This window comes from Xanthomonas boreopolis (genome assembly GCF_046529185.1).
Classification (GTDB): Bacteria; Pseudomonadota; Gammaproteobacteria; order Xanthomonadales; family Xanthomonadaceae; genus Pseudomonas_S; species Pseudomonas_S boreopolis.
This window is the reverse complement of sequence record NZ_CP097162.1, coordinates 1730714-1746506: the sequence shown is the minus strand read 5'-3', so window position 1 is coordinate 1746506 and position 15793 is coordinate 1730714. Positions and strand designations below refer to the sequence as shown.

Genomic DNA, 15793 nt, shown 5'->3' with positions numbered 1-15793 from the left:
TCGTGGGAGCGGCTTCAGCCGCGATGGGGCTTTCATGCAGGTCCCTCTGCAAAAGCCTGCACATCCTTGTGCAGGGGTTTGAATGGGAAAGCACCAGCGCGGCTGAAGCCGCTCCCACGAAAGACATTCCTACTCAAGGCTTGCATGGGACAAAGAAAAAGCGGGCCGGAGCCCGCTTTTCCCGAGTGCCAGGATCGCCGCGATTACTCGCCGGCGCCCTCTTCCTCGACGGCCTTGATCGACAGGCGGATACGGCCCTGCTTGTCGACTTCCAGCACCTTGACCTTCACCACGTCGCCTTCCTTCAGCTTGTCGCTGACCTTCTCGACGCGCTCGCTGGAGATCTGCGAGACGTGCACCAGGCCGTCCTTGCCCGGCAGGATCGTGACGAACGCACCGAAGTCCATGATCTTGGCGACCTTGCCTTCGTAGATGCGGCCCGGCTCGACGTCCGAGGTGATCTGCTCGATGCGGCGCTTGGCTTCCTGCGCGGCGGCGTTGTTGACCGACGCGATGACGATGGTGCCGTCGTCCTGGATGTCGATCTGGGTGCCGGTGTCCTTGGTGATCGCCTGGATCGTCGAGCCGCCCTTGCCGATCACCTCGCGGATCTTGTCCGGGTGGATCTTGATGGTCAGCAGGCGCGGCGCGTAGTCCGACAGCTCGGCGCGCGGCGCGGTCAGCGCCTTGCTCATCTCGCCGAGGATGTGCAGGCGGCCCTGCTTGGCCTGGGCCAGCGCCACCTTCATGATCTCCTCGGTGATGCCATCGATCTTGATGTCCATCTGCAGCGCGGACACGCCCTCGGCAGTGCCGGCGACCTTGAAGTCCATGTCGCCGAGGTGGTCCTCGTCGCCCAGGATGTCGCTCAGCACGACGTAGCGGTCGCCTTCCTTCACCAGGCCCATCGCGATGCCCGCGACCGGCGCCTTCACCGGCACGCCGGCGTCCATCAGCGCCAGCGAGGAGCCGCACACCGAGGCCATCGACGAGGAGCCGTTCGACTCGGTGATCTCCGAGACCACGCGGATCGTGTACGGGAAGTCCTCCAGGCTCGGCATCACCGCCAGCACGCCGCGCTTGGCCAGGCGGCCGTGGCCGATCTCACGGCGCTTCGGCGCGCCGAAACGGCCGGTCTCGCCCACCGAGAACGGCGGGAAGTTGTAGTGGAACAGGAAGTTCTCTTTGTACTCGCCGCTGATCGCGTCGATGATCTGGCCGTCGCGCGCGGTGCCCAGCGTGGTGACCACGATCGCCTGGGTCTCGCCGCGGGTGAACAGCGCCGAGCCGTGGGTGCGCGGCAGCACGCCGGCCTTGACGGCGATCGGGCGGACGGTGGTCAGGTCGCGGCCGTCGATGCGGATCTTGGTGTCCAGCACCGCGTCGCGCATGGTGCGGTATTCCAGCTCGCCGAATTCCTTCGACAGCTCGGCCGGGCTCCAGCCCTCGGCCTCGACGCGGCCGGCCAGCTGCTCGGTCACGTCCTTCTTGATCGCGGCGATCGCGTCGCGGCGCTGCAGCTTGTCGCGGATCTGGAAGGCTTCGGCCAGCTTGGTGCCGACCGCTTCCTTCAGGGCCGAGATCAGCGCCTCGTTCTTCGGCGGGGCGATCCAGTCGCTCGGCTTGGTGCCGGCCTCGACGGTCAGCTCGTTGATCGCGTTGATGACCTTCTGCATCTCGCGGTGGCCGAACGTCACCGCGCCGAGCATCACTTCCTCGCTCAGCAGCTGCGCTTCGGATTCGACCATCAGCACCGCGTTGGAGGTGCCGGCGACGACCAGCTCCAGCTGCGAGGTCTGCAGCTCGGTGGTGGTCGGGTTGAGGATGTACTGGCCGTCCTTGTAGCCGACCTTGGCGGCACCGATCGGGCCCTTGAACGGCGTGCCGGCCAGCGCCAGCGCGGCCGAGGCGCCGATCATCGCCGGGATGTCGCCGTCCACTTCCGGATTGAGCGAGATCACCTGGGCGATGATCTGCACTTCGTTCTTGTACTCCTCCGGGAACAGCGGGCGGATCGGGCGGTCGATCAGGCGGGAAACCAGGGTCTCCTTCTCGGTCGGGCGTCCCTCGCGCTTGAAGAAGCCGCCGGGGATGCGGCCGCCGGCATAGAACTTCTCCACGTAGTCGACGGTCAGCGGGAAGAAGTCCTGGCCTTCGCGCGCGCTCTTGGCGGCGACGGCGGTGACCAGCAGCACGGTCTCGTCCATGTTGACGATGACGGCACCGCTGGCTTGGCGGGCGATCTCGCCCGTTTCCAGGGTGACGGTATGTTTACCGTACTGGAAGGTTTTGGTGATTTTTGCCACGAGGGTTTCCTTGGGGAATGAATGCTTTTCTGCGGATGGACCGGCCGCGGCCCTTGCCGTGGACGGCTGCCGGGCGATCCCGGCCGGAAGTTCAGCGAAGAACCAAAACGAAGCCGCGGCGCATCGCTGCGCCGCGGCGGATTAGGGTGATCAGCGGCGCAGGCCGAGTTTCTCGATCAGGGCCTTGTAGCGCTCGCCGTCCTTCTTCTTCAGGTAGTCCAGCAGGCTGCGACGGCGGTTGACCATCTGCAGCAGGCCGCGACGGCTGTGGTGATCCTTCTTGTGGGTCTTGAAGTGCTCGGTCAGCAGCTCGATGCGGGCCGTCAGCAGCGCGACCTGCACTTCCGGCGAACCGGTGTCCTGCGCGCTGCGCTTGTTGTCTTCAATGACCTTCTGGGTGTCGATCGACATGGTAGTTTTCTCGTAGATGCGTGGCCGGCAGGAACGCACGATTGCGCACCGCCCGACTCGCCGTTTGCTGGTGATATGCGCCCTTGGCGCCGGAATGCGCCAGAAAGGCGCACGAAATTGTAACGTTGGCGACTTCCCGGAACAAGGCGCGGGCTTGGCGCGGGCTTGGCGCGGGCTGGATCCGGGCCGGATTCAGGGGTTGAACAGCCGCTGCGGCGACAACAAACCTGAACCGTCCACGTGGCCGAGGCCGCTCGCCGCCCCGTCGGGCCCGAACACCGCGACCTGCCCCTGCGGAAAGGCCACATCGCGCAGGCGCTGGCCCATGCGGAAGCGGCGCGCCTGCTCGCCGTCGAGCTCCAGCCGCGGGAACCCGGCCAGTCCGTCCGCCAGCGGCAACAGCATCGCCTCGCGCCCGGCCTCCGGGGCCGCTTCCAGGGCTTCCAGCGTGACCATCCCGGGCTCCCGGAACGGCTCCACCCACAGGCGCCGCAGCGTGGCGATATGCGCCCCGCATCCCAGGGCCTCGCCCAGGTCCCGGGCCAGACTGCGGATGTACGTCCCGGAGCCGCAGGTCACCCGCAGGCGCAGGCGCCCGGCGGCCAGCTCCAGGACCTCGATCGCTTGCACCTCGACCTCGCGCACCGGCGCCTGGATGGCCTCGCCGCGTCGCGCCCGGGCGTACAGCGGTTCGCCGCCCTGCTTGAGCGCGGAATAGATCGGCGCGCGCTGCCGGATGCGTCCGGTCAGCGGCTGCAGGGCCGCACGCACCGAAGCCATGTCCAGGGCCGGCACCGGTCGCTCGCGCAGCACCACGCCGTCGGCGTCGTCGGTATCGGTGGTGGCGCCCAGGACCACCCCGGCCTCGTAGGCCTTGGCCGAGCCGAGCAGCAACCCGGCGATCTTGGTCGCCTCGCCGAAGCACAACGGCAACAGGCCGGTCGCGAGCGGGTCCAGGCTGCCAGTGTGCCCGCCCTTCTCGGCCCGCAACAGCCGGCGTGCGGCCTGCAACGCCCCGTTGGAGCTCATGCCTGCCGGCTTGTCGAGCAAGAGGATGCCGTCCAGGCGACGGAAGGAAATCTTCTTCGAGGTCATTCAGGATCGAGTGCGGTGCGAAGCCGGGCCTGCCGTTGCGGGCGGGCCCCGGTCCCGACGGGCCTACCCGGCTGGCAACCGGGCGCCACAGCCGGGACGGCTTATTCTTCGTCGGCCTTCGGCAGATCGCGCAGCAGGTTGCCGATGCGCTCGCCGCGGTCCACCGAATCGTCGTACTGGAAGTGCAGTTCCGGCACGTGGCGCAGCTTCATCGCGCGCGCCAACTGGGTCCGCAATTCGCGGGCCAGTTCCTTCAGGCCCTTGACCGCCTCGGCCGAGCGCTCCGGCTGCAGCGCGGTGACGAACACCTTGGCATGCGCCAGGTCGCGGCTCACCTCGACGTCGGAAACGCTGACCGAAGGCAACCCGTGCTCGCGCACGGCGGCGTGCACGATCGTGCCCAGGTCCCGGCGCATCTGCGCAGAGACCCGGTCGGTACGGTGGAAGGATTTGGTGGGCATGTGATTCGTGATTCGTGATTTGTCATTCGCCAAGCAGTGGCGGGATCGGGGAACGTGTTCCGCCTTTGCGAATCACGAATCCCGAATCCCGAATCACGGCCTCACAGCGTCCGCGCCACTTCGATGCGCTCGAAGCACTCGATCTGGTCGCCTACCTTGACGTCGTTGTAGGCCTTCACGCCGATGCCGCACTCGGTACCGTTGCGCACCTCGTCGACGTTGTCCTTGAAGCGACGCAGCGATTCCAGCTCGCCCTCGAACACCACGGTATTGTCGCGCAGCACGCGGATCGGCTTGCTCCGCTTGACCACGCCCTCGACCACCATGCAGCCGGCGACCGCGCCGAACTTGGAGCTGCGGAACACGTCGCGGACCTCGGCGATGCCGATGATCTCCTCGCGGATCTCCACGCCCAACAGGCCGGAAGCCACCTGCTTCACCTGGTCGATCACGTCATAGATGATCGAGAAGTAGCGCAGGTCCACGCCGTTGGACTCGATGATCTTGCGCGCCGACGCGTCGGCGCGGACGTTGAAGCCGATCACCGTGGCCTTGGCCGCGACCGCCGAGTTGGCGTCCGACTCGGTGATGCCGCCGACGCCCGCGTGGATCACGTTGATGCGGATGTCGTCGTTGGACAGCGCCACCAGCGCCTGCTTGAGCGCCTCCACCGAGCCCTGCACGTCGGCCTTGATGACCAGGTTGAGGACTTGCTGGCCCTCGCCCTTGCCCATCTGCGCCAGGATGTCCTCCATGCGGTTGCCCGCCGAGGCCACCAGCCGCGACTCGCGGCGCTTGGCCTCGCGCTGCTGCGCGACGTCCTTGGCCAGGCGCTCGTCGTCGACGACCACGAAGTCGTCGCCGGCATCCGGCACGCCGGACAGGCCGAGCACCTGCACCGGGATCGACGGCCCGGCGAACTCGGGCTGCTTGCCGGTCTCGTCGAACAGCGCACGCACGCGGCCGTACTGGATGCCGCACACCAGGTAGTCGCCCTTCTTCAGGCGGCCCTGCTGCACCAGCACCGTCGCGACCGGGCCGCGTCCCTTGTCCAGCGAGGATTCGATCACCGTGCCGCTGGCGCGGCCTTCGGCCACGGCCTTCAGTTCGAGCACCTCGGCCTGCAGGCTGATGGCGTCGAGCAGGTTGTCGATGCCCTGGCCGGTCTTGGCCGAGACCTCGACGAACTGGGTGTCGCCGCCGAACTCCTCGGCCACCACGTCCTCGGCCAGCAGCTCGTTCTTCACGCGCAGCGGGTCGGCGTCGGACTTGTCGATCTTGTTCACCGCCACGATCAGCGGCACGCCGGCCGCCTTCGCGTGCTGCACCGCTTCCTTGGTCTGCGGCATCACGCCGTCGTCGGCCGCGACCACCAGCACCACGATGTCGGTGATCTTGGCGCCGCGGGCACGCATCGAGGTGAACGCGGCGTGGCCGGGGGTGTCCAGGAAGCTGATGACGCCCTTCGGGGTCTCGACGTGATAGGCGCCGATGTGCTGGGTGATGCCGCCGGCCTCGCCCGAGGCGATCTTGGTACGGCGGATGTAGTCCAGCAGCGAGGTCTTGCCGTGGTCGACGTGGCCCATGATGGTGACCACCGGCGGACGCGGCGAGGTCTCGCCCTGCACTTCCTCGGCATGCGCCAGCAGCGCGTCCTCGAAGTCGGCGCTGTCGGCGCGCGTGGCCTTGTGGCCCAGTTCCTCGGTGACCAGCACCGCGGTGTCGTGGTCGATGCTCTGGGTGATGGTGGCCATCACGCCCATCTTGAACAGCGCCTTCACCACGTCGCCGCCCTTCAGCGCCAGCTTCTGCGCCAGGTCGGCCACGGTGATGGTGTCGCCGATGGCGACCTCGCGCACCACCGGGGCGGTCGGGCGCTCGAATCCATGGCTGCCGCCGCCGCTGCGCGAGGGCTCGTTGCCGCGGCGCGAGCCCTGCGACGCCTTGCCCGGACGACCGCGGGTATTGGAGCTGGAACGACGCGCCCGGTCGGCCGCCGACAGGTGCAACTGTCCGGCGAAACGCTTGGTCGTATCGTCGTCGTCCACGCCGGCTACCATCGCGTGCGAACCGCGGCTCTTGTGCCGGGGGGCACCGCGATCGTCGCTGCGCGGCGCGGAACGCGGCGCAGGCGCGGCCGGACGCGCGGCCGGCGCGGTGCGCGCGGCACGCGGCGCAGGCGCCTCGTCATCGGTGCCGTCGGCACCGGCCGGCGCGGCTTCGGCCGCTGCCGCGGCCTCGACGGCGCGCCGCTCGGCCTCCTGGCGCTCGCGCTCGGCTTCTTCTTCCTTGCGCTTGCGCTCGAGTTCCTCGGCACGCTGGCGGTCGATCTCGGCCAGGCGCTGCTGCTCGGCCAGGTTGCGCTGGCGGGACTCCTCGAGCTTGCGCAGGATCTCGGCGCGCTCGTCGTCCACCGGGCCGGCGGAGGCCCGCGGCGCCGCCTCGTTCTCGGCGGCCTTGACGTAGGTGCGCTTCTGGCGCACTTCCACGTTCACCGTCGTCTTGCTGCGACCGGCGTTGACGGTCACCTCCTGCAGCTTGCGGCGGTTGAGCGTGATCTTCTTGGGCGCCTCGCCCACGGCCTCGGCCGAAGCCTCGGACTTGCCGTGCATGCGACGCAGGAAGCCCAACAGCTTCATCTTCTCGGTGCTGGTCACGACCTGGTCGGGACCGCTGAACTTCATGCCGGCCTCGGCCAGTTGCTCCAGCAGCTTCTCGACCGGCGTGTTGACCAGTTCGGCAAGCTTGCGGATGGTGGTTTGCTGCGACATTCGGATCCTATGCTCTGGTGGGCGCCCCCTCGCCCATCGCAAGGGAAACGCAGATTCTAAGCCCTGAAGGGGTCAGGGCGCGGTTCATCGCCGGCTCATTCGCCGCGCTCCAGGCGGGCGATCTCCTCGGCACGGGCGGCCAGGATCAGCGCGGCGGCGCGCTTGGCGGTCATGCCCTCGATCCCGAACTCGACGATCTCGTCGGCGGCCAGGTCCGACAGGTCCTCGCTGGTGCGCACGCCGTGCGCGGCCAGGGCGAAGGCGGTGGCCTCGTCCATGCCTTCCAGCGCCAGCAGGTCGTCGGCCGGCTGCTGCTCGTCCAGCCCTTCCTCCTCGGCCAGCGCGGCATTGAGCAGCGCGTCGCGGGCGCGGGCGCGCAGCTCCTCGACGATGTCCTCGTCGAAGCCCTCCACCGCCAGCAGCTCGCCGACCGGGACGTAGGCGATTTCCTCGACCGTGTTGAAGCCCTCGGACACCAGGATGCCGGCGATCTCCTCGTCGACCTCCAGCTTGTCCATGAACAGCTGGCGCGCGGCCGCCTGCTCGGCTTCCGACTTGGCGGCGACCTGGTCGGCGGTCATCACGTTGAGCTGCCAGCCGGTCAGGCGGCTGGCGAGGCGCACGTTCTGGCCGCCCTTGCCGATCGCCTGGGCCAGCCGGTCCTCGGCCACGGCCAGGTCCATCGAATGCTTCTCTTCGTCGACGATGATCGACTGCACCTCCGCCGGCGCCATCGCGTTGATGACGAAGTTGGCCGGGTTCTCGTTCCACAGCACGATGTCCACGCGCTCGCCGTTGAGCTCGTTGGAGACCGCCTGGACGCGCGAGCCGCGCATGCCGATGCAGGCGCCGATCGGATCGGTGCGGTTGTCGTGCGCGATCACGGCGATCTTGGCGCGGTCGCCCGGATCGCGCGCGCAGGCCTTGATCTCGACCAGCCCCTGGCCGACTTCCGGCACCTCGAGCTTGAACAGCTCGATCATGAATTCGGGAGCGGCGCGGCTGATGAACAGCTGCGGGCCGCGCGGCTCGGAGCGCACCTCGGCCAGGTAGCCGCGCACGCGGTCGCCGGCGCGCAGCACGTCGCGCGGGATGCCCTTGTCCTTGGGGATGAAGGCTTCGGCGTTGCCGCCCAGGTCGACGTAGATGTTGCCGCGCTCCACGCGCTTGACCACGCCGGTGACCAGCTCGCCCACGCGGTCCTTCCAGGCGTCTACGACCTGCTGGCGCTCGGCCTCGCGCACGCGCTGCACGATCACCTGCTTGGCGGCCTGCGCGGCGATGCGCCCGAAGTCCGGGTTCTCGATCTGCTCCTCGATGTAGTCGCCGACCTCGACGCCATCGGCCTCATCGATCGCGTCCATCAGGCGGATCTGCCGGTCGGGCGACTCCATCACCACGTCGTCGGCCACCACTTCCCACCGGCGGAAGGTCTCGTAGCTGCCATCCTTCTGGTCGATGCTCACGCGCGTGAGCACGTCCTGGTCCACGTAGCGCTTCTTCGCCGCCGACGCCAGCGCCGCCTCGATCGCCTCGAAGATGACTTCACGCGGGACGCCCTTCTCGTTGGCGACCGCGTCCACTACCAGCAAAAGTTCCTTGCTCATCTGATCACTCCGCGCGCGGCTTGCCGGCCGCCGACTCGTTGGATGGTTTCTTCTTGGCCTGGCCCGCCTTCTTCGGGCCCGGCTTGTTCGGTTTCTGCGGCGCCAGCCCCAGAGCGACCCAGTCGGGGACGATCCGCGCCTTGTCGATGTTGTCGAAAGCGACCGCCATCTCGCTACCGTCGACGTCGAAGACGACCTGGCCGGCCGCCGCCTCGACGCGGACGATCGTCCCCTGCAGGCGCCTGCGGTTGTCCTGCGGCAGCTTCAGGCCGACCTTCGCCGATTCGCCGACATGGCGGGCGAACTGGTCCAGCGTGAACAGCGGGCGGTCGACGCCCGGCGAGGACACTTCCAGCGTGTAGTTGCCGCTGATCGGGTCTTCCACGTCCAACTGCGCCGAAACCTCGCGGCTCACCCGCTCGCAGTCGTCGATGTTCACCACCCGCTCGGGCTGCTCCGCCAACGGAACGTCGATGTACAGGCGCAAGGTCGCGCTGCCGGGCGCGGGGAGGTATTCCGCGCCCAGCAGCTCGAGCCCCAGGGCCTGCACCGTGGGAGCCAGCATATTCGCGATTTCGGTTGCCTTGTCGCTCACAGCCACCTGATCCAGTCTGACTAGCGAGGCCCCGGAAAAACATGAGCCCCGGAAACAACAAGGGGCCCAGTGGGCCCCTTGCGCGAAAAAATCCAACCTCGGAGGGTTGGCGCAAAGACGGGAACAAGCGTCTTTGCGATTCCAAGGACATTCGCCGCAAAGGCAACGAACCGAAACTTGGTAGCGGGGGCAGGATTTGAACCTGCGACCTTCGGGTTATGAGCCCGACGAGCTGCCAGACTGCTCCACCCCGCAGCAGAAGCGGAATTATGAGGGAACCGGGGAAACATTGCAAGCCCTGTTCACTCGATCGATGATCGGCCGAAGCGCGTCCATCGAGGCGGTCAATGATAACCGCTGTATTCCGATTAAGGAATACGAACAACCCAATCCGTCGCCGCGGCCTCCATGCGAACGGAGGCCGCGGGCGCAGAACGGCCGATCAGGCCAGCCCGGCGAAGGCGCGCTGGCACCACACCATGATGGGGTTCCAGGCCAGGCCCAGCGCCAGCAGGGCCAGCGAATTGACGCCCAGCACGATTCCCAGCACGCGGTCGTTGTTGGCCGGGAGCGGCTCGCCGACCGGCTCGTCGAAGTACATGACCTTGATCACGCGCAGGTAGTAGTAGGCACCGATCACGGCGCAGATCACGCCCAGGATCGCCAGCCACAGCATGTCGCCGTGCACCGCCGCGCCGAGCACCGCCAGCTTGGTCCAGAAGCCCAGGAACGGCGGGATGCCGGCCAGCGACGCCATGATGCAGAGCACCAGGCCGGCCATCCACGGGTTGCGCGCGTTCAGCCCCTTGAAGTCGTCGATGTTCTCGGCCTCGAAGCCGCTGCGCGACAGCGCGATGATCGCGCCGAAGGACGCGGTGGACATGATCGCGTAGCTCACCGCATAGAACATCGCCGCCGCGTAGCCGCGCTCGTCCCCGCCGGCCACGCCCATCAGCAGGAAGCCGATGTGCGAAACGGTCGAGTACGCCAGCATGCGCTTGAGGTTGCTCTGCGCGATCGCCATCAGGTTGCCGATCACCAGCGACGCCGCCGCCAGGCCGCCGATCAGCAGGTGCCACTGCTGCGACAGCGGGCCGACGCCCACCTCGAGCAGCCGGTAGGCCATGCCGAACGCCGCCAGCTTCGGCGCCGAGCTGATGAACAGCGCGATCGGCGCCGGCGCGCCCTGGTAGACGTCCGGCAGCCACATGTGGAACGGCGCGGCGCCGAGCTTGAAGGCCACGCCGGCGATCATGAAGATCGTGCCGGTCAGCAGCAGGGTCTTCTCGGACGAACCGTCGATCGCCTCGTGGATGCCGGCCAGGCTCAGCGTGCCGGTGGCTCCGTAGATCAGCGACATGCCGTACAGCAGCAGGCCCGAGGCCAGCGAGCCCAGCACGATGTACTTCATCGCCGCCTCGGTCGCCAGCGCGTTGTCGCGGTTGGAGGCGACCAGCGCGTAGGAGCACAGCGCCAGCAGCTCCAGGCCCAGGTACACCATCAGCAGGCTGCCGGCCGAGACCAGGATCATCATGCCCGAGGTGGCGAACAGCACCAGCACCGGTATCTCGCCCTGGAACAGGTTGCGCTCGCGCAGGTAGCTCCAGCCGTAGACGAGGGTCAGGCCGCTGACCAGCACGATCACCGCCTTCATCACGTCCGCGGCGGTATCGCGCACGAACATGCCGTGGAAGACCTCCCCCTGCCCCCCGGTACCGGTGGCCAGCATGGCCAACACGATGGCCAGGATGGCCACCGAGATCACGTGCGTGACCGCCTTGTGCCGCTGGCTCACGAACAGGTCGATCATCAGCAGCGCGAAGGCGCCGGCGACGAGCACCAGCTCGGGGGCCAGGGGTGCCAGATCAGCGGTGGTCAACGACAAGGGCGTTGGCGTGGTCATCATCAAATCCTGGAATCAAGTCTTGCAACGGCCGTTCAGAGCTTGCTCGCGGCGATCTGCGTGGCGAGCTTGGCGATCGACGGCTCCATCAGATCGGTCAGCGGCTTCGGATACAGGCCCAGGGCCAGCACGCCGGCGGCGAACACGCCGAGCACGAACGCCTCGCGGCCGTTGATGTCCTTCAACTCGGCGACGTGGGCATTGGCCACCTCGCCGAAGAACACGCGCTTGTACAGCCACAGCGTGTAGGCGGCGGTGATCACCAGCGTGGTCGCCGCGCCGAAGGCGACGAACGGGTGCTTCTGGAAGCTGGCCAGGATCACCATGAACTCGCCGACGAAGCCGCTGGTGCCCGGCAGGCCCGCGTTGGCCATGAAGAACAGCATGGCGAAGGTGGCGAACCACGGCATCACGTTGACCACGCCGCCGTAGTCGGCGATGCGGCGGGTATGCATGCGGTCGTACAGCACGCCGATGCAGGAGAACATCGCGCCGGACACGAAGCCGTGCGAGATCATCTGCACCATCGCGCCCTGCAGGCCCAGGCGCGCGGCATCGACGCTGCCGTAGTCGCGCACCAGGGTGAAGGCGATGAACGTGCCCAGGGTGACGAAGCCCATGTGCGCGACCGACGAGTACGCCACCAGCTTCTTCATGTCGTCCTGCACCAGCGCGACCAGGCCGACGTAGATCACCGCGACCAGCGACAGCGCGATCACCAGCCAGGCCCATTCGTGGCTGGCGTCCGGCACGATCGGCAGGTTGAAGCGCAGGAAGCCGTAGCCGCCGATCTTCAGCGCGATCGCGGCCAGGATCACCGAACCGGCGGTCGGCGCCTCCACGTGCGCGTCGGGCAGCCAGGTATGCACCGGGAACATCGGCACCTTGACCGCGAAGGCGATCAGGAACGCGAAGAATATCCAGGTCTGCTCCCTGGCGGTCAGCTGCAGCGCGTAGAGGTCGTGCAGCTGGAAGCTGCCGCCCTTCAGGTACAGGTAGATCAGCGCCACCAGCATCAGCACCGAGCCGAGGAAGGTGTACAGGAAGAACTTGATCGCCGCGTAGATGCGGCGCGGGCCGCCCCAGACGCCGATGATCAGGAACATCGGGATCAGCATCGCCTCGAAGAACACGTAGAACAGCATCGCGTCGGTCGCCGCGAAGATGCCCACGGTCACGCCTTCCAGGATCAGGAACGCGGCCACGTACTGGTTGACCCGCTTCTCGATCGCGCTCCACGCGCCGATCAGCGCCAGCACCGTCACCAGCGTGGTCAGCAGGATCAGCGCCACCGCGATCCCGTCCACGCCCAGGTTGTAGCCGATGTCGTAGGCCGGGATCCACGCGTGCTGCTCGACGAACTGCAGGGCGTCGTTGCCGGTGTCGTATCCGCTCAGCAACGGCAGGCTGAGCAGGAACGTCACCACGGCGACCAGCAGCGACGCCCAGCGGGCGGCCTGCGCATTGCGCAGTGCGAGGATCAGGGCACCGCCGACGATCGGCAGCCAGATCAGGACAGACAGTAAGGGCCAGTTCGACACGTCTTCTTATTCCGTACAGGTCAACGCCAGTAATGCATCAGTACCGCCAGCAGAGCGATCAGACCGATGATCATCGCGAAGGCGTAGTGGTAGAGGAAACCGGATTGCGTGCGGCGCAGCAGGTTCGCCGCCAGGTCGACCAGGCGCGCCGAGCCGTTCACCGCGGCGCCGTCCACGACGTAGGTGTCGATGGCGCGCGAGACCTTGCCCAGCTTGACGCCGCCGCCGGCGAAACCGCCGATCCAGAGCTTGTCGAAGCCGTACTTGTTCTCGAGGATGCGCACCGGCAGCGAGAAGGCCTCGCGCGCCCTGGCGGCCAGCTCCGGCTTCCACAGGTACATCAGCGCCGCCAGCAGGAAGCCGGCCACCGTCAGGAAGAACGGCCACGCGGTCAGGCCATGCAGGGCGAAGGCGACCGGGCCGTGGAACTCCTCGGCCAGCGCGCCGACCGTGTCGCGCGCCGGATCGTAGAAGTCGACGATGCCGGTGAAGAACGACACGGCCTGGCCCTTGATCGCCTCGGCGGCGTGGTGGCCGGCCCAGTCGGTGCCGAACAGCATCGGGCCGATCGAGAAGAAGCCGACCGCGATCGACGGGATCGCCAGCAGGACCAGCGGCAGGGTCACCACCCAGGGCGACTCGTGCGGCTCGTGGGCGCCGTGGTGGCCATGATCGTCGTGGGCGTGGTGGTCGTCGTGGGCGTGGGCGCCATGGCCATGCGCATGGTCGTCATGCGCGTCGCGGAAGCGCTCCTTGCCGTGGAAGGTCAGGAACAGCAGGCGGAAGCTGTAGAAGCTGGTCACCAGCACGCCGCCGAGCACCGCCCAGTAGCCGTAGTTCGCCACCCAGCTGTGCGCCTCGTGGGCGTGATGGGCGGCCGCCTCGATGATGGTGTCCTTCGAGTAGAAACCCGAGAAGAACGGCGTGCCCACCAGCGCCAGCGTGCCGATCACGCTGGTGATGTAGGTGATGGGCATGTACTTGCGCAGGCCGCCCATCTTGCGCATGTCCTGCTCGTGGTGCATGCCGATGATCACCGAACCGGCGGCGAGGAACAGCAGCGCCTTGAAGAAGGCATGGGTCATCAGGTGGAACACCGCCGCCGAGTACGCCGACACGCCCAGCGCCACGGTCATGTAGCCCAGCTGCGACAGGGTCGAGTACGCGACCACGCGCTTGATGTCGTTCTGCACGATGCCGATCAGGCCGGTGAAGAACGCGGTGGTGGCGCCGACGAACAGCACGAAGTCCAGCGCGGCCTGCGATAGCTCGAACAGCGGCGACATGCGCGCGACCATGAAGATGCCGGCGGTCACCATCGTCGCGGCGTGGATCAGCGCCGAGATCGGGGTCGGGCCTTCCATCGAGTCCGGCAGCCACACGTGCAGCGGGACCTGCGCCGACTTGCCCATCGCGCCGATGAACAGGCAGATGCAGATCAGGGTCATCACGCTCCAGGTATGGCCCTCGAACAGCTGCACCTGGGCGCCGGCCAGCAGCGGCGCGTTGGCGAACACCACCGAGTAGTCCAGCGAGCCGAACCACAGCAGCACGCCGGCGATGCCGAGGATGAAGCCGAAGTCGCCGACGCGGTTGACCAGGAACGCCTTCATGTTGGCGAACACCGCGGTCGGGCGCTTGAACCAGAAGCCGATCAGCAGGTACGACACCAGGCCCACCGCTTCCCAGCCGAAGAACAGCTGCAGGAAGTTGTTGCTCATCACCAGGGTGAGCATCGAGAAGGTGAACAGCGAGATGTAGCTGAAGAAGCGCTGGTAACCCGGGTCGTCGGCCATGTAGCCGATGGTGTACACGTGCACCAGCAGCGACACGAAGGTCACCACGACCATCATCATCGCGGTCAGGCGGTCGACCATGAAGCCGACGTGGGCGGAGTAGTTGCCGACCTCGAAGAAGGTGTAGACGTTCTGGTTGAACGGCACCGCGCCCTGCCCGACCAGCTGGTACAGCGTCCAGCACGACAGCGCGCAGCTGACGGCGACGCCGAGGATGGTGACGAGCTGCGCGCCCTTGCGCCCCACCTGCCGGCCCAGCAGGCCCGCGATGATGCTGCCCAGCAGCGGCGCAAGCACCACGGCGATCAGCAGATTCTTGGAGAGAGTGATTTCCATCTACGGCTCAGCCCTTCAGCGAATCGACTTCGGCCACATTGATCGTGCGGCGGGTACGGAACAGGGTGGTCAGGATCGCCAGACCGATCGCGGCCTCGGCGGCCGCCACGGTCAGGATGAAGAACACGAACAACTGGCCGGCTGGATCGCCCATCTGGCGGGAGAAGGCGATGAAATTGATGTTGACCGACAGCAGCAGCAGCTCGATCGACATCAACAGCACGATGATGTTCTTGCGGTTCAGGAAGATGCCGGCCAGGCTGATGCAGAACAGCACCGCGCCCAGCGCGAGCAGGTGGCCCAGGGTGATCACGACTTAGCCTCCTGTGCTTCGGCATTGGAACCGGACGACGCGGCCGGCTTCTTCTCGACGGGCATCTTGACCATGCGCAGGCGGTCGCCGGCCTTCACCCGGGTCTGCGCACTGGCGTCCTGGGTCTTCACGCCCTCGCGCTTGCGCAGGGTCAGCATCACCGCGGCGATCACCGCCACGGTCAGGATGACGGCGGCGAACTCGAACGGCAGCAGGAACTCGGTGAACAGGCTGTGCGCCAGCCACTTCAGGTTGGACACGTCGGCGGCCTGGGCGGCGGCGTTGTCGGCCGGCAGCGGCGTGGCCGAACGCGCCTTGACCCCGATCAGGGTGATCATCTGCACGAGCATCGCCACCGCCACGACCGCGCCGACCGGCAGGTACTTCACCCAGCCCTCGCGCAGGCGGCTGGTGTCGATGTCCAGCATCATCACCACGAACAGGAACAGCACCATCACCGCGCCGACGTAGACCAGCACCAGCGTGACGCCCAGGAACTCGGCGCCGACCAGCAGCCACACGCAGGCGATGGAGAAGAACGTCAGGATCAGGCACAGCACGGCGTACACGGGGTTGCGCACGCTGATCACCGCGCCCGCGGCGACGACCGCGATGGCGGAGAAGGCCCAGAAAGCGATATTGACCCAGTCCATCATGA

Annotated in this window: 12 protein-coding genes and 1 tRNA gene; all 13 read right to left on the bottom strand. The window is 67.3% G+C overall.

Going from position 1 to position 15793, the window contains the following annotated elements:
* Nucleotides 1-203: 203 nt before the first annotated feature.
* Complete coding sequence (gene pnp / locus M3M27_RS07745) at nucleotides 204-2306, bottom strand: polyribonucleotide nucleotidyltransferase (RefSeq protein ID WP_434027671.1); 2103 nt, start codon at nucleotides 2304-2306, stop codon at nucleotides 204-206.
* A gap of 150 nt (nucleotides 2307-2456) precedes the next feature.
* Complete coding sequence (gene rpsO, locus M3M27_RS07740; RefSeq protein WP_140718819.1) at nucleotides 2457-2717, bottom strand: 30S ribosomal protein S15; 261 nt, start codon at nucleotides 2715-2717, stop codon at nucleotides 2457-2459.
* 192 nt (nucleotides 2718-2909) lie between these two features.
* Nucleotides 2910-3812 carry a tRNA pseudouridine(55) synthase TruB gene (gene truB, locus M3M27_RS07735; RefSeq protein WP_434027670.1) on the bottom strand — a complete coding sequence of 301 codons (903 nt, stop codon included), beginning with the start codon at nucleotides 3810-3812 and terminating at the stop codon, nucleotides 2910-2912.
* 101 nt (nucleotides 3813-3913) lie between these two features.
* Entirely contained in the window at nucleotides 3914-4273 is a 360-nt protein-coding gene (gene rbfA, locus M3M27_RS07730) for a 30S ribosome-binding factor RbfA (RefSeq protein WP_434027669.1), read from the bottom strand.
* A 101-nt stretch (nucleotides 4274-4374) separates the two neighbouring features.
* Nucleotides 4375-7044 carry a translation initiation factor IF-2 gene (gene infB, locus M3M27_RS07725; RefSeq protein ID WP_434027668.1) on the bottom strand — a complete coding sequence of 890 codons (2670 nt, stop codon included), beginning with the start codon at nucleotides 7042-7044 and terminating at the stop codon, nucleotides 4375-4377.
* Between the two features lie 95 nt (nucleotides 7045-7139).
* Nucleotides 7140-8651: a transcription termination factor NusA gene (gene nusA / locus M3M27_RS07720; RefSeq protein ID WP_140718823.1), complete on the bottom strand. Its 1512-nt coding sequence runs from the start codon at nucleotides 8649-8651 to the stop codon at nucleotides 7140-7142.
* 4 nt (nucleotides 8652-8655) lie between these two features.
* Complete coding sequence (gene rimP, locus M3M27_RS07715; RefSeq protein ID WP_140718824.1) at nucleotides 8656-9246, bottom strand: ribosome maturation factor RimP; 591 nt, start codon at nucleotides 9244-9246, stop codon at nucleotides 8656-8658.
* A gap of 178 nt (nucleotides 9247-9424) precedes the next feature.
* A tRNA-Met gene (locus tag M3M27_RS07710) sits at nucleotides 9425-9501 on the bottom strand.
* Nucleotides 9502-9688: 187 nt separating this feature from the next.
* A complete protein-coding gene (gene nuoN / locus M3M27_RS07705; protein ID WP_434027667.1) occupies nucleotides 9689-11149 on the bottom strand; it encodes an NADH-quinone oxidoreductase subunit NuoN in 1461 nt (486 codons plus the stop codon).
* Between the two features lie 35 nt (nucleotides 11150-11184).
* Complete coding sequence (locus tag M3M27_RS07700; protein WP_140718826.1) at nucleotides 11185-12690, bottom strand: NADH-quinone oxidoreductase subunit M; 1506 nt, start codon at nucleotides 12688-12690, stop codon at nucleotides 11185-11187.
* A 20-nt stretch (nucleotides 12691-12710) separates the two neighbouring features.
* A complete protein-coding gene (gene nuoL, locus M3M27_RS07695) occupies nucleotides 12711-14822 on the bottom strand; it encodes an NADH-quinone oxidoreductase subunit L (RefSeq protein WP_434027666.1) in 2112 nt (703 codons plus the stop codon).
* A gap of 7 nt (nucleotides 14823-14829) precedes the next feature.
* Nucleotides 14830-15135: an NADH-quinone oxidoreductase subunit NuoK gene (gene nuoK, locus M3M27_RS07690; protein ID WP_140718828.1), complete on the bottom strand. Its 306-nt coding sequence runs from the start codon at nucleotides 15133-15135 to the stop codon at nucleotides 14830-14832.
* Complete coding sequence (locus M3M27_RS07685; RefSeq protein ID WP_434027665.1) at nucleotides 15132-15791, bottom strand: NADH-quinone oxidoreductase subunit J; 660 nt, start codon at nucleotides 15789-15791, stop codon at nucleotides 15132-15134. The genes nuoK and M3M27_RS07685 overlap by 4 nt, the downstream gene beginning before the upstream one ends.
* Nucleotides 15792-15793 lie beyond the last annotated feature (2 nt).